The 25,041-nt window shown below is 58.1% G+C and carries 20 protein-coding genes; 4 read left to right on the top strand and 16 right to left on the bottom strand.

The genetic code is table 11. The features are described 5' to 3' along the window. The first annotated feature begins 696 nt into the window (after positions 1-696). Complete coding sequence (locus Mal65_RS21265; RefSeq protein WP_231131201.1) at positions 697-2,871, top strand: hypothetical protein; 2,175 nt, start codon at positions 697-699, stop codon at positions 2,869-2,871. A gap of 216 nt (positions 2,872-3,087) precedes the next feature. Further along, positions 3,088-4,767 carry a hypothetical protein gene (locus Mal65_RS21260; protein ID WP_196784352.1) on the top strand — a complete coding sequence of 560 codons (1,680 nt, stop codon included), beginning with the start codon at positions 3,088-3,090 and terminating at the stop codon, positions 4,765-4,767. 8 nt (positions 4,768-4,775) lie between these two features. Here the strand turns inward: Mal65_RS21260 and Mal65_RS21255 are convergent, their stop codons facing one another. The 8 genes from Mal65_RS21255 to Mal65_RS21220 all read right to left on the bottom strand — a co-directional run bounded on the left by Mal65_RS21255 (position 4,776) and on the right by Mal65_RS21220 (position 13,180). Next, complete coding sequence (locus Mal65_RS21255; RefSeq protein WP_145302307.1) at positions 4,776-5,849, bottom strand: GHMP family kinase ATP-binding protein; 1,074 nt, start codon at positions 5,847-5,849, stop codon at positions 4,776-4,778. Next, positions 5,846-6,424, bottom strand: coding sequence for a DUF447 domain-containing protein (locus tag Mal65_RS21250; RefSeq protein ID WP_145302304.1), 579 nt, complete (start codon positions 6,422-6,424; stop codon positions 5,846-5,848). The genes Mal65_RS21255 and Mal65_RS21250 overlap by 4 nt, the downstream gene beginning before the upstream one ends. Then, positions 6,421-7,059: an anthranilate synthase component II gene (locus Mal65_RS21245; protein ID WP_145302301.1), complete on the bottom strand. Its 639-nt coding sequence runs from the start codon at positions 7,057-7,059 to the stop codon at positions 6,421-6,423. The genes Mal65_RS21250 and Mal65_RS21245 overlap by 4 nt, the downstream gene beginning before the upstream one ends. A 69-nt stretch (positions 7,060-7,128) precedes the next feature. Continuing rightward, positions 7,129-7,614 (bottom strand): ExbD/TolR family protein, encoded by a 486-nt coding sequence (locus Mal65_RS21240; protein WP_145302298.1) that lies wholly within the window; start codon positions 7,612-7,614, stop codon positions 7,129-7,131. After that, positions 7,611-8,048 (bottom strand): ExbD/TolR family protein, encoded by a 438-nt coding sequence (locus Mal65_RS21235; RefSeq protein ID WP_145302295.1) that lies wholly within the window; start codon positions 8,046-8,048, stop codon positions 7,611-7,613. The genes Mal65_RS21240 and Mal65_RS21235 overlap by 4 nt, the downstream gene beginning before the upstream one ends. Then, positions 8,049-8,909, bottom strand: coding sequence for a MotA/TolQ/ExbB proton channel family protein (locus tag Mal65_RS21230; protein ID WP_145302292.1), 861 nt, complete (start codon positions 8,907-8,909; stop codon positions 8,049-8,051). 108 nt (positions 8,910-9,017) lie between these two features. Next, positions 9,018-10,073 (bottom strand): tetratricopeptide repeat protein, encoded by a 1,056-nt coding sequence (locus tag Mal65_RS21225; RefSeq protein WP_145302288.1) that lies wholly within the window; start codon positions 10,071-10,073, stop codon positions 9,018-9,020. Between the two features lie 131 nt (positions 10,074-10,204). Continuing rightward, positions 10,205-13,180: a tetratricopeptide repeat protein gene (locus Mal65_RS21220; RefSeq protein WP_165701438.1), complete on the bottom strand. Its 2,976-nt coding sequence runs from the start codon at positions 13,178-13,180 to the stop codon at positions 10,205-10,207. 407 nt (positions 13,181-13,587) lie between these two features. Here Mal65_RS21220 and Mal65_RS21215 point away from each other — a divergent pair, with 407 nt between their 5' ends. Then, positions 13,588-15,975, top strand: coding sequence for a hypothetical protein (locus tag Mal65_RS21215; protein WP_145302281.1), 2,388 nt, complete (start codon positions 13,588-13,590; stop codon positions 15,973-15,975). On the opposite strand, the gene Mal65_RS21210 is transcribed toward Mal65_RS21215, so the two are convergent. Further along, complete coding sequence (locus Mal65_RS21210) at positions 15,963-17,459, bottom strand: endo-1,4-beta-xylanase (RefSeq protein WP_145302278.1); 1,497 nt, start codon at positions 17,457-17,459, stop codon at positions 15,963-15,965. The two genes, Mal65_RS21215 and Mal65_RS21210, sit on opposite strands and share 13 nt — an antisense overlap. Before the next feature lie 144 nt (positions 17,460-17,603). Between Mal65_RS21210 and Mal65_RS21205 the strand changes: the two genes are divergently transcribed. Continuing rightward, positions 17,604-18,539, top strand: coding sequence for a phosphoribosylaminoimidazolesuccinocarboxamide synthase (locus Mal65_RS21205; RefSeq protein WP_145302275.1), 936 nt, complete (start codon positions 17,604-17,606; stop codon positions 18,537-18,539). Between the two features lie 66 nt (positions 18,540-18,605). Here Mal65_RS21205 and Mal65_RS21200 read toward each other — a convergent pair whose 3' ends face one another. The 7 genes from Mal65_RS21200 to Mal65_RS21170 all read right to left on the bottom strand — a co-directional run bounded on the left by Mal65_RS21200 (position 18,606) and on the right by Mal65_RS21170 (position 25,034). Beyond that, the gene (locus tag Mal65_RS21200) at positions 18,606-19,550 is read right to left on the bottom strand and encodes a hypothetical protein (RefSeq protein ID WP_196784351.1); all 945 of its coding nucleotides are present in this window, start codon (positions 19,548-19,550) and stop codon (positions 18,606-18,608) included. A gap of 30 nt (positions 19,551-19,580) precedes the next feature. Beyond that, the gene (fabF, locus tag Mal65_RS21195; RefSeq protein WP_145302272.1) at positions 19,581-20,849 is read right to left on the bottom strand and encodes a beta-ketoacyl-ACP synthase II; all 1,269 of its coding nucleotides are present in this window, start codon (positions 20,847-20,849) and stop codon (positions 19,581-19,583) included. A gap of 354 nt (positions 20,850-21,203) precedes the next feature. Next, positions 21,204-21,449, bottom strand: a complete 246-nt coding sequence (gene acpP, locus Mal65_RS21190) for an acyl carrier protein (RefSeq protein ID WP_145302269.1) — start codon at positions 21,447-21,449, stop codon at positions 21,204-21,206. A 246-nt stretch (positions 21,450-21,695) separates the two neighbouring features. After that, positions 21,696-22,454: a 3-oxoacyl-[acyl-carrier-protein] reductase gene (gene fabG, locus Mal65_RS21185; RefSeq protein WP_145302265.1), complete on the bottom strand. Its 759-nt coding sequence runs from the start codon at positions 22,452-22,454 to the stop codon at positions 21,696-21,698. A gap of 102 nt (positions 22,455-22,556) precedes the next feature. Further along, positions 22,557-23,480, bottom strand: coding sequence for an ACP S-malonyltransferase (fabD, locus tag Mal65_RS21180; RefSeq protein WP_145302262.1), 924 nt, complete (start codon positions 23,478-23,480; stop codon positions 22,557-22,559). A gap of 175 nt (positions 23,481-23,655) precedes the next feature. Then, the gene (gene rpmF / locus Mal65_RS21175; RefSeq protein WP_145302258.1) at positions 23,656-23,838 is read right to left on the bottom strand and encodes a 50S ribosomal protein L32; all 183 of its coding nucleotides are present in this window, start codon (positions 23,836-23,838) and stop codon (positions 23,656-23,658) included. 179 nt (positions 23,839-24,017) lie between these two features. Then, positions 24,018-25,034, bottom strand: a complete 1,017-nt coding sequence (locus Mal65_RS21170; RefSeq protein ID WP_145302255.1) for a methyltransferase domain-containing protein — start codon at positions 25,032-25,034, stop codon at positions 24,018-24,020. Positions 25,035-25,041 lie beyond the last annotated feature (7 nt).

The raw sequence follows: 25,041 nt of genomic DNA, 5'->3' as shown, positions 1-25,041 counted from the left end.
CGCTAATGTCAAACGCGGATCAGGGCGTTGCATTCCGCACGCCGCCAACCACGCCCAAACGGACCCGACCGCCGCCACACACCAAGTCGATTCGTACCCCGGCTGCCTGTACTCCAAACGGGGCGTAAGACGAGCCGATCAGCGGTGGCAATGGCTGCCATCGCGCAGTTGGTCAATCTGCAAGGGTGGCGGAGTCACCGCTATTGTTGGCTTGGTCCCCGACAAAGTCAAAGCAGATTTGACGCACACTGACGAATTGACAGACGTCGCGGGCGGCACACCCGAGAGAGGCAAGCGGTGTGCCATCACGGCCCCACCACTTCGATTGGGGACACATTCCGGGGATTCACCCAGGCAGGGCGACGTTCGAATTGTCGCACCAGCCATTGGTCACAGGTGCCGAAGACCGCCCGGCGGGCGGCCGACGGTATACAGAACGGTGATCTCGGCAAATTCGTGTTCGATCGAAAAACGTCAAACTTCCCCAGCAATCCGAATTTCCCCAAGCGAAAAGAATCGGCGACCGGGCCGATCCGATACCTCCAGTCACGGACATCGGCCGCGAAGATCGTTCGAACAGATCAGCATTTGTTCCGCCAACCCTTCCCCTGAGCATCCGCCATCCACCGAATCGCCGATTGGTGATGCCGCGCCTGCGACCACCCAGCCCACCTCCAGCAAACCCGCCAGACTGCGATGCGTTACAGCCACCACGTCCGTCGTATTTTTCGTCATCAAGATCGCCCACGTTTTTTACGGAGTCTCTTCGTCTTGGTGCTGGTCGCCATTGCGTTCAACGGATCGCTGGCACTTTCGGCGGAGGATCCGGATGGGGATCAAGTGGTGCTCGATCTGAGACATGCCGACGTCGTGAAGTTCGACGCCAAGGCCTTCGTTCTGGACGCCAACGATGTGGTCGATCAAATGGTCGCGGCAGGATTCGAGGTCGGTGCACCATGGCCCGGCATCACCATCGAAGCCGATCAATTGTGGGGACACGTCGATGGAGCCTGTGATTGGTCGGGCTTTCAACAAGTTCAACTGGATCTGGTCAACGAGAGTGAACATCCGGCATCGGTCCAGTTGCGCATCGACAGCGGACCGGATGACAGCATCGTCAGCGTTACCCATTCATTGGATCTGGCTTCAGGAGCCGCAGGGACGCTTGTCTTTCCGCTGAAGCGGCAAACCCCAGAACATCTGCAAGGCAAACTGTTTGGCATGCGGGCCGCTCCCGCGATGATCGCCGACAAGGCGGGGAATCATGTCGATCAAATTCGAAAACTGATTCTTTTCATGAATCATCCCGATCAGCCGACCCGTGTTCGAATCGGAAAATGGCGTCTGGTCGGTCGCTATCACGAAGATCAATGGTGGGATCCGAACAAGAAGCCGTTCCCCATGATCGATGCATTGGGTCAATACGTGCACCGTGACTGGCCGGGCAAACTGCGATCCGCATCGGATTTATTGGAGCGTCGACGATCCGAACAGATTGAATTGCGACAACACCCCGGTCCGGAAAACTGGAATCGTTTTGGCGGCTTCGCGACCGGGCCACAGTTGAAGGCGACTGGAAATTTTCGTGTCGAAAAATTCCAAAATCGCTGGTGGTTGGTCGACCCATTGGGAAAGCTGTTTTGGTCCAACGGGATCGATTGTGTTCACAGCGGTAACGCCACCACCCCGATTACTGATCGCGAGTTCTACTTTGCGGACCTTCCCGAACCAGAGTCACCGCTTGCATCGTTCTATTCGTCGGCCAGTTGGGCACCCCACGGGTACTATCAGGGCAAAGGCCGCTATCGAACCTTCAACTTCACCGCTGCGAATTTGCACCGTAAATACGGATCGGGTTGGAAGGAGACGTTCGCGGCGATCACCCATCAACGTTTGCGCAGTTGGGGGATCAACACGATCGCCAATTGGTCCGATGCCGATATCTATCGCCAGAAGCAAACGCCTTACGTGGTGACCGTGACATCCGGTGAAGCAAGGATCCAGGGTAGCGATGGGTATTGGGGGAAGTTTCCCGATCCTTTTGATCCGCAGTTTGCACAGCAAACGCTGAAGCATGTTCAATCCAAACAGAACGACATCCGTTCGGAATGGTGCATCGGCGTTTTCGTTGATAACGAATTGGCTTGGGGCGATGAAACGTCCTTGGCGATCGCGACGGTGATGTCGCCGGCGGACCAACCGGCCAAAGAAGCCTTTCGTGACGACTTGATCGCCAAATATCAAAGCGTCGAAAAACTGAACGCCGCATGGCAAAGTGACTATTCGTCTTGGCAAGATTGGATGCGGCGAACCGACAAGCCGTCAGAGACGCACGCCGAAGCCGACCTGAAGGCTTTCTATTCGCGGATCGCAGAACAGTACTTTGATGTCTGTCGGGACGCCGTAAAAACGGTCAGCCCATCGACCCTGTATTTGGGCTGTCGGTTTGCATGGTCCAACGATCGTGCCGTTACCGCTGCAGCGATCTCCTGTGATGTCATCGGTTTCAATCGATATGCCTACTCCGTCGCCGACGATCGGTTGCCCCAAGGCGTGGATCGGCCGGCGATCATCGGCGAATTTCATTTCGGCGCGCTGGACCGTGGACTGTTCCACACCGGTTTGCGAGCGACCGAAAATCAAAACGCTAGGGCGAGGGCCTATCAAGATTATTTGACCGGTGCGTTGCGGCATCCGAATTACGTGGGGGCCCACTGGTTCCAGTACGGAGATCAGGCGGCGACAGGACGCGGGGACGGCGAAAATTATCAAATCGGTTTTCTGGATGTGTGCGATTCGCCCTACCCCGCGATGGTCGAAGCGTCTCGTCAATTAAGCTCGCAAATGTATTCGCTGCGTTTGGATCCTTGATCGGGGTTGCGGCCAACTTGATGGCCGGGGGCGTGTTGCCGATCCGTCTCATACGCGTGTTCCGGTGCCGGTGGACCGGGCGGCCTGCCGCGTCGCGATCACCTTGGCAGGGGGGATTGATGCGGATGGGCCCCGCCTGGAGTCCGTTCCGGTCTGCCGTTAAAACCTTGCGTGTGAAGGCGGGCAGACAATCTGAACGAGAGGCCACCCAATATCGTGAATCTGCTGGACCAGCCCGCGGACGCCTTGGCGTCGAACGGATCAATGAAATACCGGTGGGCTCAGCCCGGCGATGTGAACGCGTTCTTTGGCCTGATGCTGGACAACCTGGCCGGCCTGTTATTGATGGTCGGGTTGTTAAGCGGCGGGTTCGGGTTCCCGGTGGAGTTCGCCGTCGGGGCCATGGTTCCCGGGACTGCTCTGGGCGTGTTGATCGGTGACTTGGCGTTCTTTTGGTTGGCGTTCCGCTTGGCAAAGCGAACGGGCAATCCCGATGTCACGGCGATGCCCCTGGGGCTGGACACACCGTCGACGTTCGGAATGGTGCTGTTTATTTTGGGCCCTTCGTTCACCGATGGCGTGAATAATCTAGGGCTTGCACCGGAGCAGGCGGCCCTGCGGACCTGGCACATTGGCATCTGGTGCATTGTCATCAGCGGAATATTGAAGCTGGCGCTTTCGCCGACCGGTGAATGGGTGCGACGGGTCGTGCCTCGCGCTGGTCTGCTTGGTTCCCTGGCCGCCATTGCACTGGCCATCATTAGCTTTTTTCCCTTAGTCGAAATTCTGGGGCATCCGCTGCCGGGAATGATCGCTTTGGTCATCGTGTTGATGACCTTGATCGGTCGGTTGCCCGTTCCGGGTCGCGTCCCGGGGACGTTGGCTGCGTTGCTTGTTGCTGGGGGCATGTATTACTTGATGTGCGCGATTGGGGCGGATGGATATGAATTTCCCCAAGCCATGACGGTGACTTGGATGCCCACCGTTTGGTTGGACAGCTATTCCTTTGGCTGGGTTTCGCGATTTACAGATGCCCTGCCCTATGTGCCGATTGCACTGCCATTTGCTTTGGCGACCGTGGTCGGCGGGATTGATTGCACCGAATCGGCCGCGGCCGCCGGCGACCAGTTTGACACACGCACGGTGCTGGGCATCGAAGCGGTGGCGACCTTGGCGGCCGGCTTTTCCGGTGGTGTGATCCAGACGACGCCGTATATCGGCCACCCCGCGTACAAGGCCATGGGCGGCCGCGCCGCTTACACGTTGGCGACCGCGCTGGTGATCGGCTCGGCGGGCATGATCGGTTACTTCGCCTTTCTGAATGCCTGGATCCCCAAGCCTGCGGTGTATCCGATCTTGGTGTTCATCGGATTGGAGATCACCGCGCAAAGCTTTTTGGCCACACCAAAGCGTCACTTTCCAGCCGTCGCTTTTGCGTGTGTGCCGGCCTTGGCTTTTTTGGCGGGAAGCCTGCCGGGACAGATCTTCGGCGATGCTGCGACTTTGGAAGCCGGCTTGGGGCCTCAGACACTGGACCCACTGCTGGGAAAGAATCTGCAGGTGGTGACGATGCTGAGCAGCGGATTCATTCTGACCAGTCTGTTGTGGGCATGGATGCTGGCCGCCGGAATCGATCGCAAACTGAAAGTCGCCGCTGCGGTGATGGCGTTGTGCGGGACACTCACGTTATTTGGATTGATGCATTCCCCGTTACCCGGCAGTCAGTTGTTCGTTCCCTTCGGACCGGAATCGTGGGGCGAATTGGTTTTGGCACCTCAGTATCGCAGCACGATCTACGAATTCGTTGCTGGTTACTTTGTGGCCGCCGGCATGCTGTGGGGCTGGTCCTTGATGCCCACCCGCGGCGAAGACATCGATTCGATCGAAAACGCCTAGTGGACAAATCATTTCATCGCAGGCGTGGTCTTCGTGCCTGTCGTATTTTCAGGCGGCGGTGAATTGCCGCTTTCCAATGATTGAACGGTCCGTGGTTGGTTGCGTACGCGAGTGATGATGACGTCGAATTCGGCGGTGGGAATTTGGCGGGCAAAATCACTTGCCGCGGACTGGTTTTCAAACCATGCGAACACGCCGGGACCCCAGCTGCTTTGACCCACACCATGTCCATCCAGTGACTTGGCTCGTTCAATGGTTTTCGCGACGACCGGGCCGCGGTACGGTCCGCCTTGGACCTGTGCGAACAATTCACCGCTGTGATAGTTGTAACGAGCCACCGCTCGGGTGAAGCCGTTGAAGTCGCCAGCTTTCGCGCGGGGGACGATTTCTTCACGTAGCCACCGGGTCAAACGTTCTCGTTGCTCCGGTGTCGCGCGATTGATCGTGGCGAACAACTGTTTTTCTTGCCGACCATGGACAAGCGAGGTTTCTGCTTTCGGAATCAAGATCACCACCCGCCAGTGACTCGGTAAGTCACATCGCATCGCCAGCGGGCGAAGCACCCGGTCCGATTCGGACGTCGTCAGTAAATCGGGACTTTCAAGTGATTCTTCGCATAGAAACCCACCGTGAAAGTAGCCGTGACAGCCGATCGCTGAACGGTGGCCTCGATTGGCAATTCGAACCAACTGCTGCGGTTTGGGTGGCGACTGGCCGGCGGCACAAAATAGAGCTTCGCAGACTGCCAACGCCATTTGGGTGCCGCTGCCCAAGCCACAATGGCGTCGCGGGTGCCGTGACACGTGCAGCCGGCACGATGGGATGCTTGGTGCATCGACGAACTGTTGCCAATGACGGGCCAAGCGATGGACGGACGTGCTGTCATCGATTCCGGTGACGCTGAACTTGCTGTCTGGCGTGATGGTGATTTCGACGCCACCGTCTTCGATCATCACACCACAACCGCCGAATGGTGCCGCCGTATCCAGCAATCCGAAGTGCAAACGTGCACCGGTTTGAATGGCCGCGGTTTGTACCTCGCTTGTTCGGCCGTGCGGCGGAGGATCCTTTGGCGGACTCATGATTCCATCCGCTGGTCGATGAAGTCGGCGATGGCGGCAAAGGCCTGCTGTTCAATCTTTCCGCCGGTCTTTGTCACCGCAACAGCGAATGTTTTCATTTGGTCACGAATGTCTTGGGCGTCCAGAAGATGAATACGGGTCGCCAAGATGCAGGCTTCGATCACCGCATGCTTTGCACGATTGAATCCGAAGAACGGATCCTGGATCCCCGACGCAACCATCCGTGTTTGCATTTCATACTTTGGATCGCCGCCGGAGATGTCGGTAACAGCCACGGCAAACCAACGATGGCAACGCTTCAGACGCCAAAAGCCCTCTCCATCAGCGGTGGTCACCGGAACGACCAATGCGTCCGCATCAATCGAACCAATCGCGGTCTTGGCGAACAGGCTGACGTCGTCGCAGACATGAATCGTGGCGCGACCGGTTTCCAACAAGTTTGCGCAAGTGGTCGAACCCTGGTATGGACGCAGCACAAAACGCCTCAGTTGTGGACCGTCCACGACCGGACCCATTGGAGCCAAATTGAGATGACCGTTTTGATCAATCGTGGTGACCAATGATTCCAGAATCATGGCTTCGCCACCGTATCGTGGTTTGCGACCACCGCCACCGAATCGGCAGACGCCGGCGATTGATGAAACCGATCGGCAAGGTTCAGAAAGTTTTTCAGCGTGCGATCGCCTTCCGGGGTCAACACGGATTCCGGATGAAACTGCAACCCATGAACGGGGTGCGTGCGGTGCGAGATTCCCATCACGATGCCGTCGTCGGTGCGCGCGGTGATGGTCAATTCGCGGGGAATGGTATCCGGATCCACTGCCAGTGAATGGTAACGGCCGACTCGCATCGGGGTGGGGCAGCCCGCGAACAATCGGTCGCCGTGGTGTCGGATCGGGCTGTCCGATCCGTGCACCGGTCCACAACGGATGATCGACGCGCCGAACGCAGCACCGATGGCTTGATGTCCCAAGCAAATTCCCAGGATCGGAATGGATGTACCCAAAAGCCGGATGACGTCAACGCTGCAACCCGCATCGGCGGGATCATGGGGGCCAGGCGAAAGGACGATTGCGTGCGGTTGCAACCGTCGGCACTCATCCGGGGTGATTTGATCGCTACGGACGACCGATGTTTGGTGGCCCAGGATTCGAAAGTACCGCGCCAGGTTATGGACAAAGGAATCGTAGTTGTCCAACACCAAAAGCATGATTGTGGGGCGGCGACTTAAACGGCAAAGCGGCGGGCGGGGACGAACGGGACAACCCCGGTCGACAGGCTACATTCGCGGCTTTGCGAATTTAACCTTTTCGATCAGTTTGACAATTTGGTTGCCGTCTTTGTACCCGCTGACCGCCGTGAACGCGCGAATGACGTTTTCATATCGCAGCGAATAGTCCGCATCGATTTCAATTTCCGGGCCCTCGTCGCCTTCGATGGGCGCCGTGGTGCCCACAATGTCAACGATGCTGGCACGCAACCGGTCAAACGCTGCCGGGTCATTGCCCAGGGAAGAATCGTTCAACAGCATGGAGGACAAATTGCCATTGGCATCTGCGGTCATTCGCAATTTCAGTGGCAAATCGGTCGGGTCGGTGACGGCGGCGGCATCGCTGGCCAGCGGCATGCGGACGCTAAAGTCGCCTTCCATTTCGACGATCTTGAAAGTCATCACAAAGAAAATCAGCAACAGGAACACGACATCGATCATGCTGGTCATGTTCAGCTGGTTTTTTTCCGCGCCGCGTTCGCCTCGGATTCTCATGATCGATCCTCCTTGGCACGTAGCTGAAAGTTTTCCAATTGTTGTTCTTGGGCCACTTGGATGATTTCCTGGACTTTACCCGTTGCGGTGTCTTTATGTGCGCGAATGATCACATTGGCGTCGGCCGGTGATTTGCCTTCGGCTTTGATCACGGACAACTCGCGATTCAAACCGATTCGCAACGTTTCAGTGGTGTAATCGTCTCCGCCCAAAAAAATCTGACCGTCTTTGGCGACGTGCAGGATGATTGGGAATTCCAACGGCGCATCCGGCGGTTTGACCAACTGGCTGTTGGGCAACACGACGTTGTCGTTCGATTCCGTTTGGGCGAAATTGATCAGCACCATAAAGAACGCGATCAACTGGAACGTCATGTCGATCATCGGCGTCAGATCGCCTTCGGCTAGATCGACAGGCTTTCGCTTCAGACGCATTTACTTCGCCGTATTGGTTTGGGGTTTCCAATCTTCAAAACGGCTCATCAAGTTTTCACTGGTCACGCCGACTTCCAACAGCAATCGGGCCACTCGGTTGCGTAGCACGTTGTAAGCAGCAATCGCGGGAATCGCGACGGCCAGTCCGACCAGTGTCGTGAACAGTGCCGTGGAAATCCCGCCGGCCAATTCAGCCGGCTTCGGTGTGGATCCACCGATCGCAATCGTTTGGAAAGCACTGATCATCCCTTGGACGGTTCCCAACAGTCCAATCATGGGGCTCAGGTTGCCGATCAACGCCATGTAACTCAGGCGATGTTCCAGCTTCATGCTTTCTTCTTCGCCGACTTCCTGCATGCCTTCGATGGCTTTGTTGTACCCACGTGACAGTTTGGCCAGGCCGGCGGACAAGACTTGTCCCAAGACGGATTCGTCGGTGCGTGCCAAATCGTACGCCGCCTGGAATTCTTTGTTGTTCAGCTTTTCTTCGAAACCGTCGACCAGTTCTTGCGGGCACAAGGTTTCCCGCCGTGCGGCGACCAGATTGGTGACGAACAATGACAACAGGGCAACCGACAATAACAGAAAGACGCCCATGTAACCCGGCCCCAGCGATTCGTAGGTCCAGCCCAACAGGGTTTTGCTGCCGCCAGATGAATCGTCGTCGCCTGCCGCATCGGCGTCGGGGGCGGCGTCGTTCGCCGGCGGTGCGTCTGCCGGAGCCTCCGCAGCCGGTGCATCGCCGAATTCCAAGTCGGCGGCGTCCTGGCCCAAGACCAAGGGGCAATACGCGATCAGGACCAGCCAAGCCAAAGCGGCCGCACCGGCCGATCGCATCCAAGGTGTCATTCGTTCAAGCATCTTTAGGGGTCGGCAATCGGAATCCGAGAAACGGGTGGGTCAAGAAAAGCATGTCGGGCGCCGCGACGCCCGCGGAAATCGGTTCACCGCAGAACCGCAATATAGTCTTCATTGGTCATATCCCGGATAGCGCTGGCCCAATTCTTGTCTTGCCTTTGCGCCACGTTCCGGTTTTCCGACTTTCGCCCAAAGCTGTGCCAAATGCGACAGTGACTCGGCATGGGATTGGGGAACGCTATTAAACAGCAATTCGGTATGCAGGAATGCCAGGACGGCGCCTTCGAAATCACCGGTTGCTTCGAAGATCATGCCGCGACTGTTGTAGACCTTGGATGCCAATTCCAGGTCCAGTGGGTCCAAGTCTTCCAGCACCGCATCGGCCAATTTGATTGCTTCGTCGTTGCGTCCGGATCTGGCGTAACATTCGGCCAGCTTGATGCGGCCCAGCGTTTTGGTTTTTGCCAAGGCGACGCTGTCCGCTTCGATTCCGGCGACTTGTTGCAGGTCATCCGCGGCGGCCTCGGTATCGCCTTTGGCCAGTTTTGCCACCCCCGTCAGGAATTTCGAACGGACTTTGGTGTTCTTTGTCGGGGCGGAAGCCAGCGATTTGAAATAGGCGATGGCTCGATCATTGTCACCAAGGGCCAGCGCGAGTTCGCCCAGCATTTCGGCAGTCTGATAAAAATGCCAGCTGTTGGAATTTTCGCCAGCGAAGGCTCGCAGTCCAGCGACCACCGATTTGCGATCGCCGCGTCCGGACAACGCCAACTTGGCTTGGCACAATAGGCGATAAAACTGTACCTCGGTCCCGATCACCTGGCGTGGCACGTCGTTGGGATCGACCGATTTCAGTTCTTCCAGGGCTTCTTCGTACTGGCCTTCCAGTGCGAACTGGCGACCTTTGACCAAGCCGGGTGGGTCGCCCTGCAGCAGCACCTTTTGGATATCACCAGCGGGAATGTTCTCGGTCTTGCCGCCCGCCTTGAACGAAATTCCCTGACGAACCACTTTCTCCAAACGGCCGCTCATCACATCGCCGTTGTTCAGATAAACACGATCCGATTGCGCGCTGGCCGAGGTGCACCAAAGACACGCGATGGCCAGCGATGTAAGCATGGCCAGCCGGAACGATCGATTCGATCCACGGTGGGTTCGTTGGTCCATTCGCATTGTCGAAACTGTTGTTTGGGGCGGCAACGGCCGAAGGGAATCGGGCATCATGAAGTCAATCGGACGAAAAGACAGAGCTCGAACAAGGGAGCGTGGGAAGGTCGTACAAAGCCGCTGCAAAGGCATCATTTGTTTTCTTCTAAACCGACCGCCGGGACACCCGCCGCGGTTTGAATGCGTTTGAGCAAGGCATTGAACTTTTTCTTTTGTGCGGGACCACCCATGTCTGGATAAATCGCGTGCACTTGTGTGACATCGCGGATCGCTTGTTGAATCACACGATTGTTGTTGGTCGCCTTGCCCATCAGGAAGCGGCAAAGGGCAACGTGGTACCGAGCGTCAAAAAAAGTGTCGCGAAACTTTGGTGATCGCGAGGTCGCCGAACTGATCTTGCCCCAGCCCCAGATTGTGTTTTTGCCATCGTCGCCCGGACGTCCGCCCAGCATGGCAGCCGAATAGGCCTTGCCGGCCAGCGCGGGGCGAATGCTGCCAGCCCATTGTTCATACGTCAGTGCGGCTTCGACTTGTGCGTTCAGCATTTGCGGCGTTTCGCTCAGCACCGACTGGAACGCGTCCAAGGCCGCGGAATAGTTTCCCAACAATCGATTGGCACGTCCGCGTTGAAAACGCAACGCCGCCGAAGGCTTCGCTTCCTTTTCCGCCAATTTGTTCAAGGCATCCGATGCCGTTTGGATCAGTTTCAATGACCGGCCGGTCGCCTTTTGTTCGCCCGGTTGCATCAACGATTCCCCCAGAGTTAACGATTCTTGGGCGACCCATTGGATGATATCGGGATCGTTTGCGGTGGCGCCGATGCGTTGCAGAAAAAGCTCGAAAGCCGTGATGAATCCATCACGCTGACTGGGGGCTGCGGATTCGATGTCGTCGCGTAAATCACGTGCCAACGTGAACAGCGTGTTGGTCAAGCGGTCTTTGGCACCTGATTTGTCTGCCGATTGACGAAGATTTGTCATGGCAGCGTCGATTTGCTTGAACAGATCTTGTCGTCGCGACAAGTTGCCGACGTCTTGCTTCAGCAAAGCGACCAATGCGTTCAATTCGGTGGCATAGACGTCCGTCAAAAACGACTCGGTCGGCGGATTGACCTTGCCGACTGTGGTGATCGGACCGTGGACCGGATGGCGAAGTGTTTCCACTGCATCATCCGGTGCATCGGATCGTAACTGGGCCTTGGCAAGGGACAATGAGGCGGCGATCGCCTCGGGGGCGACCAGCTTTCCGACGATCGCATCCAGACCGTCACCCAGCATGCCGATCGATCGTTGACGCATCGCGTCGGCGGCTTCCGTTTGCTGGTCACGACGCAGTTTGGAACTTTCGGTGAAGAAGACTTGCCCGGCCAAACGCTTCATCGCACCTTTTTCTGGGCCGTCGGGCAATTCATTGATCAACGTTTCAGCATCGTCCCACTTGTCTTTTCGCAAGGCGATACGAATCATCACGCCCTGTGCCTGGGCCGTCTGTGGATCACCGGGCCAAGTTTTCGTCAAATACGATCCCAGGATTCGAACCTGCGATGCCAGGCCATCATTGATATCGTCGCCCGATTCGACCAATAACTGTTGCAATGCCGACAGGGCCCACAGACCACAGGTCTTGCCGATCTCGGTGCCCGGCGCGGCGTACGCGGTGAAGGAGCCGACCACCGCGGTTTCGCGATAACGCCGTTCCTGCAGCAGCAAGTAGGTCAAGTATTGTCGCGCATCGTTGACCAAGTTTAGGTCGGTCGACTGGTCCACCAAGCCCAGGCCTTGTGTCAGCATTTCAATGCCCTTGGTCCGCGCCGTGGTAAGGGCCTTTTGTACGTTGCGGATTTGGTCTTCCGGAGCCTTTGCCGCGGTCAGTTTTTGAACTTCATCGCTTAACGTTTCGACTTGGTCCAAAATCTGGCGTGTCGCCAACACGGCATCATCGATGCTGGCGGGGGTATCGATTTCGACATCCGCAATTTCAGATCGTTCGATTCCGATTTCGGCCAATCGTTCTTTCACGGCCGCTTGGTGCGTCCCGGCAACTTTCTCCGCCGCCAGCAGCAAGCGGCGGGCATCGGTGACATGCCGCTTGCGGATGGTCGCATTGATGCTCTCGTCTTTTGATTTCGAAAGATGAGCGTCGGCCAAGGCCAAGCGAAAGTCTTGAACCGCGGGCAGTTCGACTTCGTTGGGTCGCAGAGAATCGGCGATGCGTTTGGCGCGATCCAGCACGACCGGAAAGTCAGTGGATGATTCATCGGTCGCGATCTGTAGCAATCCCGTGATCGCCTTGATCTTGCCTTCGCGCAACGGGTCCGCTTCGGGCTGTTCCAGCATTTCCAAATAGCTGGCCTTGGCGGCTTCGAACTTTCCCGCAACCTGCTGAACTTGTCCGCGTGAAACGGCGGCCAAAGCGCCCGGAACGTAGTCGCCGTATTTGTCCATCAATTCGGAAAACTGCGATTCAGCGCGTTCCAACAGCTTGCTGCCTTGCTTGGACGGGTCGTCGTAGGTTTTTGCCGCCGACAATCGGGCATCGCCGCTGCTCAGTTGGGCCTGCAAAAATTCATAGCGAAAGCGATCACGCTGGGCGACTTTTTCGGGTTCTTTGGCAGCATCGATCTTCTGCCCACGCATGTCACGCAGGGTGTCGCGAAGGTTTTCGGTGATCGTGTCGAATGTGACCGCGGCGTCTTGATAGATCGATCTGGCCTGTTCCCGTTGCTGTGGTGTCGGGTCTGCGGCCAGCAATTGCCCGGCGCGGACCAATTGCAAACGTCCCAACTGCAGTCTTGCTTCGGAGGTGCGGGAATGATCCGGATACTTTTTGATGAAGGCCTGGAGCTGTTCTTCGGCCAAGCGAAAAGCGTTTTCCTGTTCGTCGGCTTGGCGAGCCGACAAAGCGGAATCGACGAAGACTTGCGCCCGTTCCAGATCGATCGATTGACGCCACTGTGGGTCGATCCCCGGATAGCGATCGATTCGGTCCAGGTACGCGGTGGCCATATCGAAATAGCCCGCTTGCCGCAGCGCATCCAGGAACCGTTGGGACGGTTCGCCGGCGGTCACGGCCGGTGACCAACCCAGATGGATTGCCACAATCGCCACGACAGAAAACAAACAGCACCCACCCCCACGCAATCGACGCGCGTTGGTCGGTAGTCGCCGGTCCTGTGGGCCGGCATCGGAGACGTCGCGATTCATAAGATAAGAGGTCAGTGGAATAGGATCGGGGACGCCGTTCCGGGATGCGAAGACGTGTCTCGGATCAGACGCGGGTGCCAAAATCTGAACGCGGCGGGTCGATCGGATCATCCCACACCGGCCACTCCGACGACGCGGCACGGCGTCTCCTATCCCTAAGTGCGATTCCTGAAGCCAAAGCGGACAGCAAATTGACGCGGCATCCCGGTCAATCCTTTCTTTTCACACCCACGTAAAATACACCTTAAGGTCGGTCGGAACCCGCTTCAAGCGATTGGCCGGTCCGCTTCGCCCCCAAATCCGAATGTCTCATGCGAATACCGTCACAGTTGGACCAAGACGGCCTGTACCCCATGCCAGGACGGCGATTTGCCGCTCCCGGAGGCCGGCCCGGGGGGGGGCAGTCCTGGCGAAAAGTCATTCGCTTGGCGATCGCGTTGGCCCTTGTGCTGGTGGTCATGGGCCGAGCGGCGGATCCGAAATACTACCGCGTGTTCTTTCCCGAAACGCCGCAAAAGGTCGCCTTTGCCGCATCGGATCAGCCGGCCATTCGGCCCGGTTCGCCTCAGCAATCGTCGTTCTCCGATGCGGTTGACGAAGCGATGGCTGGGCAAGGCGGCGTCGCGGAAGCCGAAATGGCGAAGCCCGAACTCGCGGATTCCAGATCAAATCCCGGTGCAGAAGCGGATGAACCCGGCCTGGGATCCTCGAAAGGTGCCGGGGACGTGTCCGATGAAGAATTGGCACAGATGCTGGAACGCGTCATCGACGGCGCGACCTGGCGCGGCGAAGACAATGACGCGTTTCGGGCGCTCAGGGCGATAGCCGACCGGGCATCGACTGAGGATGCTGCGGAGATCGGTGTGTTGCCGCTGTTGCAGCAACCGGATCTGTACCGTGGATCGAAGGTTCGTATTCGTGGAAGAGCCGTGCGATGCGACGTTGTCGAAGACTACTTTCAGGTCTGGATCAAGCCGGCCGACGGGACGAACCGCCCTGCCCTGGCAATCGTCAACCAAGTCCCCGATTCGTTGCGAAAGCTATCGGGTGGCACCTACACCAACGGCCCGGAATTGGAAGTGATCGGGCGTTTCTTGAAACGTTTAGCCTATCGATCCGGGAAAGGTGCGGATGTCGTTCCGGTGGTCATCGGCCGGATTGATCAGATCGAACGTTCGGCTGTTTCGGACGCCCTGTCGATTCCCGACGTTTCGACGCCGATTTCCGCGGGCACATGGATTTGGTTTGCCGCAGCGTCAGCGGCGGGTGTCTTGCTGGCGGTCGGCATTTTCTGGCACAGTCAGCGTCAGTCTCGACGCATTCGCAAACAACGCCAATCCGGTCGTGACAGCACCTTGCACCTGAGTGTCTGGGTGTTGTTTTTGTCTCTGGTTGCTACGAGTGAGAACGTACTGGCGGATTCGGCGCTGGAACTGATCAGTGGTTTCGATGCCGCACGCATGGAGAATGTCTTTCCCGTCGACGGCGACGGGGAAGCCGTCGCGGAAATGGCAAAGCTGGTTTACCGACTGGATCGGCTGGACCCCACGTCGTTGGCCTCCCGTGCGAATGCGGCTTCGCTTGACCATGAACTCGGCTTGGGGGATGCGTCCGCTTTCCGAGGGAATGTGGATCAGATTCAGTCGATCCCGGTCCCTGCGGATCTTCGGTCTTACTTGGAATTTCCAAGGCTCTATCAGTTGATCATCCGGCCAACGGAATCACCGAAGGAAGCTTGGGTGGTGATTAGTTCGGGCGTTCCACCCGATTTGCAGACCGGCGATATCGTATGGGGTGTCGGTGTCAGCGTGCTCGGATCCGCGGTCGACGACATGGTGGTGCCGATACGACGTGCCTTGGCGACCGGTGGTCTTTCTTGGCAGCCACAAGAGATTCGCTCGGTTGGTTGGCGGTTGCTGGCCGATCAAGGATTCGATCTGGGATTGTTGGATGACATTCGTCGCGCGAATCGGAAGCCTTTGAGGGCGGAAGATCAAAGGTCGTTCTACGCGATGATGGATGCGTCCCGATACGTCACTGGCGACACACCCATACCCAAGCGTGTGCCGATCGTTGATCTGTTGACCCGGCCGGAACGTCTGGCCGGTGATTACGTTCGAATCGACGCGGAATTGGTTCGTGTGACCAGGGTGCAGGTGGCACCCGCGAGACAAGCGAGCGGCGAGGTTTCGGCGACGTCGTACTATCAACTGGACGCGATGGGGAATGTCGGTGACGTCGAAATCCAGATCGAAGCACCTGACAGTGGTGGGCCGCCACTGCGATTGAAGAATCGCTTTCCGGTTTCCATCGTTGTCAACAGACTACCCGAATTCTTGGAAGCCGCGATGACCGGCGATCCGGTCACCGTGGCGGTTCGCCGGCCGGTGGTGGTCGATGGATTCTATTATCGGCTTTGGAGCTACGAATCGGATCTATCGCAGCGAGCACAGGGATCGTCGAATCAACTGAGTCCCCTGATCATCGCGACATCCATTGATGCACGTTTGGTACCCGAGGGTGATCCGATCGGTGTCGGAAGGATCGGATGGCTGGTCACCGGAGCCATCTTGCTGGGCGCGGTCGCGATCCTCGTTTGGAACTTGACCAACCGTCGACGCGATCGATTCGCGGGGCTGTCACGGCCCGAGCCCGAATTCGACCTCAACCGGCTGAAGCCGGATGATCAGCAAAGATAGTCCTGGCGTAGTTGCTGCAGGAAACTGAGCACGGGACGCGGTTTACCACCGACATCCAACAATCCACTGTGGCTGTTGACGTGCGGTTCGGCATCGGACCAGCCGTCCCAGACGATTGCGTGCACGCAGTGTTTGGCCAACAGTGTTTTCAGCAACGGAACGGCGATTTCCGACTGCTGGGTGCCGCCGTCGGTCCCCGTTTCGCCGGGAAGGTTTGTATCGCTTGGGGCCGTCGCGTTGGGGTCAATTCCGCTGCCGCCCGGTACACCCAAGTGCACCATCAATGGCAGCCCGAGGGTCGACCACCTGTCAAGCATCAGGCTGAAATCGACGACCGAGCGTGGGTCGGTGTGATCATCGCGATAGTGGTACCGCAGATCCAATCCCAGCCCGGCCATTCCCAAACCGCTGCGGGCCAAAGCGTCCGCAAAGTGCAGCGGAGAAATTCCGTTGCGTTCGCGTGAAAGATATTCACCAAACGGCTGGTCGAAACTCATGATCGCCGGTGTGCCGGGATCCAAGCGACGGACCGTCTGCAGAATGCCGACCGCGATCCGCATCGCCTGTTCATCGTCCAAGCGGATTGGCCCCTGGGTGTTCAGCCCGCTGGCACAATTCCAAAGATGAACCTTGCCTTTGAGTTGCTTTACCGTCTGTTCGGCGAACTGGATGATCGCGGTCAATAAGGTTTCAAAGTTGTCTTCCAACACGTACAGCCAGTGTGGCATCAAGCGGGTTCGGAAGTCGATCAGAGGACCACCGACCACTCGCAGGCCGCTTCCGATACACCAGTCGATACTCTGTTTGGCCGCATCAAAATCGTAGCGGCCGTGGTCGTTTTCGATGTCACCCCAATTCAGCCGCACCATCGCGGCGTTGAACGTCTGCTTGAACGCATCGCGAGACGTTTCGGATGTCGGGCCCGGGGGCAGAACCGACGCGGCGACCATCGTTCCGATCCGAGGCTCCTGGCGTTTGCGAAACGCGATCGATTGTGTGGTGTAGCTTTCGCCCAGCCGGTCGATGGCTCGCTCGAAAAACTCGATCGCTTCCAAGGCGGCTTCGGGCGGCGAGCCTTTGCGATCGCGATCACGCACCGAATCCAGGAAACGCTGAACACCCTGGCGGACCAGTTGGTCGAACTGTTTGTCCAGTGTCAGGCCCGCGCGTCGCCAGATGTCCGCTTGGTTCTGAGCACGGTAACAACAACCGCGGGCCAATTCGACGAACAGAGAATACGGTTCCTGGGACTCGCGTAAGCTACAGGTGCTAAGCGTGCGGGGCCCTAGATCGCCGACCGGACAGACCAAATGCAATTTGCCGGAGGAATGGATCGCACGGCTGATCGTCAGCCGCGGCGCCTGATACTTCACCTGGCACTGCCAGGGAATTCCCTCGATGCCACATATGTACGCTTCTGACCAGCGTGTTTGGTCAAATAGTGATTGCGCCGAAGATGGGACTTCGAAGTGAATTTGCCCCATGGGCCAATGACCAACCAACCGACGGATACGAACTGGGCGAATTTTAGGGAAACCGACTCTGTCCCCAATCCGACCGGACGTGTCGGATTGCCGAGGGCGGGTTATCTTAGCCGCCTCACTTTGAACCTGCGAGACAGCCTGACGATGAATCCCCAATCCGAAAACCCGTCCGCCCAGAATCCCGCAAACTCTTCGGATCTTTATCAGTTCGATGGCAATGGGGCGCTTCTGTCAACGGCTTTGCCGCTCCCCCGCCGCAGCGGTAAGGTTCGCGATGTGTACGATCTGGGCAGCGGTCTGTTGATCGTCAGTACCGATCGAATCAGCGCGTTTGACTACATTCTGCCCAACGGCATTCCAGGTAAAGGTGAACTGCTGACCCGGATGAGCGGGTTTTGGTTCGAATCGTTGGACATCCCCCACCACCTGGTCTCATTGGACGTTCCGGACGACCTGGCGAACAAGTTTGATGTGACGCCTCTGGCCGGGCGAATCATGGTGACCGCCAAAGCCGACGTCGTGCCCTTTGAATGCGTCGTTCGTGGATACCTGGAGGGCAGCGGGTGGCGCGAATACCAGGCCGGCGGTTCGGTCTGCGGCGTCGAATTGCCGGCGGGGCTTCGGCAATGTGATCGATTGCCACGGCCGATTTTTACTCCGGCAACCAAAGCCGACGAAGGCCACGACGAAAACGTGTCGTTTGACGTCATGGCGGCCGCACTGGGGGCCGAGCGTGCAAACCATCTTCGCGACCTTAGTCTGCAGGTCTTCGACCGCGCCAGCCGAATCGCGCAAGACAAAGGGATCATCATTGCCGACACCAAGTTCGAATTCGGTGTCGTCGATGACGATCGGGTCATCCTGATCGACGAAGTGCTGACACCCGACAGTTCGCGGTTCTGGTCGGCCGATATTTATCAGCCCGGCCATTCGCAACCGTCGTTTGATAAGCAATTCGTTCGTGAATACTTGTCGCAATGCGGTTGGGACAAAAACAGTCCGCCGCCGGTGCTGCCTGCGGAAATTGTCGAAAAGACAGCCGAGAAGTATGCCGAAGCGTATCGTCGACTGGCATCGTAACGGCGACGCCGTCGCGGTGGCTTGGTGGTGATGGGCTTCTTTGTGCGGACGAGACGGACGATCGCTTCAGGGCAATTCGTCCAGCGATGGCGGATCGGGCCGATGCTTTTCGTAAAACTTCGTGATGTCCAAACTGGCCCGACGTTCTTCTTCCATCAACTGAATGCGAGATTCCAAACGCTCGATACGTCGCGCCATTTGCGGAATCAGATCGATCGTTTCGTCGATCGGTTTGGGGCGCGGGACTTCCGGGTATCCCAGATGCCGTTGCATGGCGGAAAACAGATAGACCGGATCTTTGCGGCGGTTTGCCAATGCAATGCGGCCTTCCTTCTGACCGAATAGAAACGGCCCCTTTCCGTCCAGCGTTAAGCCTTTTTCCTGCAATTGCGATTTGTAAAACGCGCTGGCCAAATAAAGCAGATCGGCGAAATCGACCAGTCCGATCTGAGCCCGAAGATCCAGGATCCACTTGGCAAACGGCCGTGAATAGATCGGATCACCGCTCATCGCCGTCAGCCCGCGGTCATAGTTCAGCCGATTTCGACACAACACTTCGAACTGGAAGAAGAAGGCCGCTTGGGATTCCGCCGGCGGGTCATCGGTAACGTCATAGCCGGTCGGGCGTGCCGGCTGGTCGTCATTGCCCACACGGGTCTGGACACCGATGCGTGAACGAAATTCCGCGTCGCCTTGCAGGACCAACAATGCGGATTCGATGCTGAAACGTCCCGTGTCCTTTTCTGATTCGCTGATCAGATAAGTTTGAAACGGTGTGAAATAGTGTCCCAATCGGCTCATCGCCGGCGACATCAAACCGCTATGTTTCAGTTCGGTCAACAGAAACGAAATGGCCAAAGGCAGATTCGTCGTCGACAACAATTCGTGCCGGGTCTGTTCCAGCAATTCCTGCATCGGGACCTGCTTGGCGATGCGTTCGCCCAGCAATTGAAACAGGTAGGCCTGTTCGACGTATTCGGTGCGGTCAAGTTTGGGGCTGGGTGACAACAAATGGCGAATCGTCGACGTGGGGAATCGGGCTCAGTTCGCGGATGAAGCGTCGTCGTATTTGCCCACGACGATGCAGGCGTTGTGGCCGCCGAATCCGAAACTGTTGCTCATCGCGATTTTGACATCAACATTGCGTTTCGTATTCGCACAGTAGTCCAGGTCACACTCCGGATCCGGGTTCTGCAGATTGATCGTCGGAGAGATCGTGGACGTTTGCAACGTCTTGCACAAAATGACCGCTTCGATGCCACCGCTGGCGCCCAGCGAATGGCCCAGCGCGCTCTTGGTACTGCTGACGACCAGGTGATCGGCGTGCGATCCAAAGACCCGGCGGATCGCCCGGGTTTCGGCTTTATCGCCCAGCGGCGTGCTGGTTCCGTGGGCGTTGATGTATTCAATCGATTCCAGCGGCAAACCGGTGTCGGTGATGGCGGCATTCATGGCCGCTGCGGCGCCGGTTCCCTCCGGATCCGGAGCGGTGATATGGCCGGCGTCGCTGGTCGTGCCGTACCCCAGTACTTCGCCGTAAATCTTCGCTCCACGATTAAGTGCGTGCTGCAGTTCTTCGAAGATCAGCAGGCCCGCACCTTCGCCCAAGACGAATCCGTCGCGATCGGCGTCGAACGGTCGGCTGGCTTCGGTCGGTGCTTCGTTGCGGGTTGAAAGCGCCTTCATGTTCTGGAAAGCGGCCAGTCCCATGCCGGTGATCGCTGCTTCGCTGCCGCCCGTGATGACGACGTCTGTTTCGCCCAGCCGAATGCTGCGCAGTGCATCGCCCATCGCGTTGGTGGCGCTGGCACAGGCGGTGGCCACGGCGTAATTGGGACCGGTCAGTCCGTAGGTGATGGAAATGTTTCCGCCGGCGGCGTTCAGCATCATCTTCGGGACGGTGAAGGGGCTGACGCGATCCGGGCCCTTGGTCAGCATGCGGCCGATCTGCATTTCGATTTCGCCCAGGCCGCCGATGCCACTGCCCAGGATCACACCGCAACGTGAGCGATCCATGCTGGTGAAATCGATGCCGCTGTCGGCGACCGCTTGTCCGCATGCATGGACGGCAAATTGGGTGAACCGGTCCAGCCGTTTGGCTTCTTTGGCTTCGACGTATTCGGTCACGTCGAAATTCGGAATGTCGCCACCAAAGTGGATTTTGTATCGCGACGTATCCATGGTTGTCAGTTCATGGATGCCGCTTTGACCAGCGGTCAGTTGGTCCCAAAACGTCGGAACGTCTAATGCGATTGGCGAAACAACACCGAGACCGGTGACGACAACACGACGTGACTTCGAATCGGGCATGATAATGGTGCTGTGGATGCCAAGCGGGGCGTGATGTGTTCCGCGTGTCCTGCCCGTCCCCGCTGGCGATTGCGACAGGCGGGCCACATCCGCGGCCCGAGATGGCGTGGGGATCCGGCCGTGACGGGCATCATTTCGGATCGGGAAAAGAAATGTCGGACTTTGGTGGCATGGGCGGCGTTGGAAATTGCCGCCGATTCAAAAGAATCAACCACGTGTGTCCGGGTTGAGGCACGTGACGGTTTCGAATGCAAGAGATCTTTGTTTCGTCGCTGACCCATCAAGCGATGGCGACCGCAAAAACCGCTGATCCGAAACCGTGCCCTGGAAGGACCGCAAAACGCGGTCCGGCGATCAGGCGTCTTCGCCTTTGGCGGATTCGATGAAGTCGACTGCTTCGCCGACCTTTTGAATCTTTTCAGCCGATTCGTCGGGAATGCTGATATCGAATTCTTCTTCCAACTCCATCACCAATTCAACGGTGTCCAGGGAGTCGGCGCCCAGATCGTTCACGAACGAGGTTTCGCGAGTGATCTTTTCTTTATCAACGCCGAGTTGTTCCGCGACGATGTCGACGACGCGTTCTTCAATACTAGCCATGGGCTGGGTTCCAAAAATTTTCGTTTATCAGGTTGGGACGGGGGGCTGTCACAGCCGATCGAATCGCAACGACTGGTTGACGGCTCATGGATTCAAGGAGCCCAAGACTTCGCTTCGAATGCGCTTTCGACCCGTCGGCGTGGCAGGAAAGATAGGTGAAAGATTAGAAATCCGTCAAGAACGGGAAACTGGATCAAAACGTGCACCGCAGCGGGCCACCCGTCGGGGGCCCCGGTGCGGCTGGGGTTATTGGATCAGACCGCCATCGACGACCAGCGTTTGCCCGGTCACATATCCGGCGTCCGCCGAGGCCAAAAACAGGACGGCGGCGGCGACATCTTCGGGTTTGCCCAGACGTTTGGCGGGGATCCGTTTGGTGACCTCGCCCAGCACGACGTCGCCCAATTCAGCGGTCATGTCGGATTCGATAAAGCCGGGGGCGACGCAGTTGCAGGTCACGCCACGGCTGGCCAATTCCTTGCTGATCGTTCGCGTCATGCCGATCATCCCCGCCTTGCTGGCGGAATAATTGGCTTGCCCGGCGTTGCCAATCAGGCCCGACACGCTGGCCATGTTGATGATTCGGCCGTACTTGCTGCGACGCATCAGGCCGGCCGCGGCGCGACAGCACACAAAGCAACTGGTCAGGTTCGTGTCGATGACCGAATCCCATTCTTCGTCGCTCATGCCCCGCATCAATTTGTCGCGAGTGATGCCGGCGTTGTTGACCAGAATGTCCAGACGGCCGTGCGTCTTGTGGACTGACGCGATCGCGTCGGCGGCTGCTTTGCGGTCGGTGACGTCACAGGCGACTGCTTCGGCCTTGCCACCGGCGGCTTCGATTTCGCCAACCGTCGCAGCCAACTTCTCAGCATTGCGGGCCATGCAAGCGACCGTCGCGCCATTGGCGCCTAAGGCGACGGCGACGGCTTTGCCCAGACCCTGGGAGGCACCGGTGACGATGGCCACTTGGCCGGAAAGATCGATTTGGATGGGTTTGTTCATGGGGTTCCCGGTTTCGGTGGGACGCCCGAAGTCGTTTCGGGGCGACAGGGCAAAAAGGGGGCGTTGAAAATGTGGCTGGCTTCGACGGAGGCGGCGTGATTGCTAATCGCCAAAACCGTCGGTGGGGAATTTTCGATTGATCCGCTTGAGAGTGCCTCGCAACACACGGCCGGTTCCGGATTCCAAAAATCCTTCGACTCCGTCGTCCATCATGCGGCGGATCGAGGCTTCCCAAAGAACCGGGTTGACCACTTGGCGGGTCAACAAGTCGCGAATCTCGTCGGCCTTTTGGTGCGGCGCCGCATCCACGTTGCTGTAGACCGGGATGCGGGTGTCCCGGATCGGCATTTCCTGCAACGCCTGCTTCAGCTGATCCACCGCCGGTGCCATCAGGTCGGTATGAAATGCACCGGCGACACTTAACGGAATCACCTTCATCGCACCGGCTTCGCTGGCCAGCGGTTCCAGCCGAGCCAAGGCCGAAAGGTGTCCGGACGTGGCGATGTTCCCCGGGCACAACAAGTTGGCCGGACGCAGGATCTCGTCGTCCTGGCGGGCGGCGTCACAGACGGCGGTAACTTGTTCTAAGTCCAAGCCGACCACGCTGGACATGCCGCTTTTGACCGCGTCGGCGGCTGCTTGCATGGCCTGTCCGCGGCGCTGAACCAATCGCAGGGCGTCCGCAAAATCCAGGCCGTCGGCGAAACATACGGCCGTGTATTCACCCAGGCTCAGCCCGGCGGCCGCGACGATTCGCTGGGCCATTTCGGGCTGTTCATCGGCGTAAACCTTTGCCGCGGCGATGCCCGTCACGAACAAAGCGGGCTGGCAAAATTCCGTCTGGTTCAGCTTTTCCGCCGGGCCCTCGAAGCAGAGTTGGGCCAAGTCGTAACCCAGGATTTCGTTGGCTTGGTCGAAAAGCTCGCGGGCCAAAGATGCTCGCTCGGAGAGGGCTTTACCCATTCCGGGAACCTGGGCCCCTTGGCCGGGAAACAGAATCCCGACCCGTTGCACGTCGAATGTCACGGCTGCTGTCCTTTCTGTACAGAATCGGCAGAGTCCGATTCTGTCCGTCGACGTCCGGCCACGGCGACGACGGTCCGAAGCACAGCATCAGCCGTCTAGGTCATCGCATTTTCAGCGGGAATGCACGTGTTTTGATCCCACCGTTCGCAGCGAACCGCCGACGTTGATGAAGTGTTTATTCGTCTTTGGGTTCGACCACGGTGCGTCCCATGTAATACCCACACTTGGGGCACATGGTGTGCGTCGGCACGGCCGCGGAACATTGCGGGCAATAAGCGATTTGACGTTTCTTGACACGGTCGTGGCTGCGTCGCTTGCCCGTCCGGCTGTTGCTGTGTTTACGTTTTGGAACGGCCATCGTTGGCGGTCATTCAGAAATAAGGGATGTTCGGTTCGAGCCGCGTAGCTTACGAACGCACCGTGGAATTTGTCAACGCGGCCCGCGGCAATTTCTGGGCCAAGATTTTCAGACCCCGCCAATGAGGGACGAAAGCCGCCGATGTTCCCCGTACCACCGATTCCTTATACGCAAAATTTTCAGTCGGTCCGCTCGGCTCGGACCCCGACCAGCATGCCCAGGTTGATCCGGCTGGCGGCCAAAAAAGTGAACTGCACGTCAGTCAGACCACAGCGTTTGGCCCGCTGGGAACTGGTTTCCAAGTCCCAGACACGGCCGCCATCGGTTTCGATTTCCAGCCGTAAAGCCTCCAGCGTTTCGGCCAAACTGGGCTTGGCCGGGGACGCAAACAGATCGATCACGACCACGCGACCGCCGGGAGCCGCCAAGCCAGTGGCAAATTGCAGCAGCCGGTCGCCCGTCGCTTCGTCATAGGCATGCAGTCGCTGTGCCAGCAGCACCAAATCGTATGTTTCGCCCGCCCAAGGATGCTCCGCTGCGGCCTGATCCATCGGCAATTTGGCGACCTCCGCCGGGTCGGCGGGATGAAAGTCGAACCGTCGGGTCAAGTCGATACTGGCCGCCATGTTGGCCGCTGCCACTTGCGTCGCTTCGTCGTCGACCGCGGTGATCGTCGCACCGACATCGCGAAATGCCATCGCACAACTCCAAACCGCGCTGCCACACCCCAGATCCAAGATTTTGGGCCCACGGGGTTCGTCGGCGCCACCGATGTTCAAGATTTCGGCCGCCTGTATCGCCGAAGCGGTGTGCACCCACTGAGTGGCCGCGGTGGCATCGAAATGGTCGCGAGCGCGAAAGGGCGCCGCATCGTCCCCGCGGATTTTGTCGGCCAACTGACGCCATCGACCGTCGCCGAGATCGCTGTCGTACTGGCACAGCAACTGTGCCACCGGTGCGAGTGCAAAGTCGTCGTCGTACTGCTCGACAATGCCGGTCCGCACCAAGGTGGCTAACAACAAACGAGTCGGCTCCGAGCGCAGATTGAGTTCCTGGCGAAGCTGATCCAGTGTCCGCTGGCCGTCACGTAAACCGTCCAGCAAGCCGACTTGTTTGGCGGTTCGCAACACGTGCGATACCGCATTTAACTGCATCAGTTCCTGGTACTGGTCGATGGTTTGGTCTTGGGCGGACAACGGATTG

The sequence above is a fragment of the Crateriforma conspicua genome (assembly GCF_007752935.1).
Classification (GTDB): domain Bacteria; phylum Planctomycetota; class Planctomycetia; order Pirellulales; family Pirellulaceae; genus Crateriforma; species Crateriforma conspicua.
The sequence above is the reverse complement of the archived record's forward strand: the minus strand, read 5'-3'. Positions and strand labels throughout refer to the sequence as shown.

Coding starts and splice junctions, on each gene's coding strand:
- Mal65_RS21230 (WP_145302292.1), bottom strand. CDS start 8,909: ATGCTTGAACGAATGACACCTTGGATGCGATCGGCCGGTGCGGCCGCT.
- Mal65_RS21210 (WP_145302278.1), bottom strand. CDS start 17,459: ATGGGGCAAATTCACTTCGAAGTCCCATCTTCGGCGCAATCACTATTT.
- fabF (WP_145302272.1), bottom strand. CDS start 20,849: ATGCCCGATTCGAAGTCACGTCGTGTTGTCGTCACCGGTCTCGGTGTT.
- Mal65_RS21250 (WP_145302304.1), bottom strand. CDS start 6,424: ATGATTCTGGAATCATTGGTCACCACGATTGATCAAAACGGTCATCTC.
- Mal65_RS21255 (WP_145302307.1), bottom strand. CDS start 5,849: ATGAGTCCGCCAAAGGATCCTCCGCCGCACGGCCGAACAAGCGAGGTA.
- Mal65_RS21265 (WP_231131201.1), top strand. CDS start 697: ATGCGTTACAGCCACCACGTCCGTCGTATTTTTCGTCATCAAGATCGC.
- Mal65_RS21245 (WP_145302301.1), bottom strand. CDS start 7,059: ATGCTTTTGGTGTTGGACAACTACGATTCCTTTGTCCATAACCTGGCG.
- acpP (WP_145302269.1), bottom strand. CDS start 21,449: ATGGCTAGTATTGAAGAACGCGTCGTCGACATCGTCGCGGAACAACTC.
- Mal65_RS21235 (WP_145302295.1), bottom strand. CDS start 8,048: ATGCGTCTGAAGCGAAAGCCTGTCGATCTAGCCGAAGGCGATCTGACG.
- Mal65_RS21225 (WP_145302288.1), bottom strand. CDS start 10,073: ATGGACCAACGAACCCACCGTGGATCGAATCGATCGTTCCGGCTGGCC.
- Mal65_RS21240 (WP_145302298.1), bottom strand. CDS start 7,614: ATGAGAATCCGAGGCGAACGCGGCGCGGAAAAAAACCAGCTGAACATG.
- rpmF (WP_145302258.1), bottom strand. CDS start 23,838: ATGGCCGTTCCAAAACGTAAACACAGCAACAGCCGGACGGGCAAGCGA.
- Mal65_RS21205 (WP_145302275.1), top strand. CDS start 17,604: ATGAATCCCCAATCCGAAAACCCGTCCGCCCAGAATCCCGCAAACTCT.
- Mal65_RS21215 (WP_145302281.1), top strand. CDS start 13,588: ATGCGAATACCGTCACAGTTGGACCAAGACGGCCTGTACCCCATGCCA.
- fabG (WP_145302265.1), bottom strand. CDS start 22,454: ATGAACAAACCCATCCAAATCGATCTTTCCGGCCAAGTGGCCATCGTC.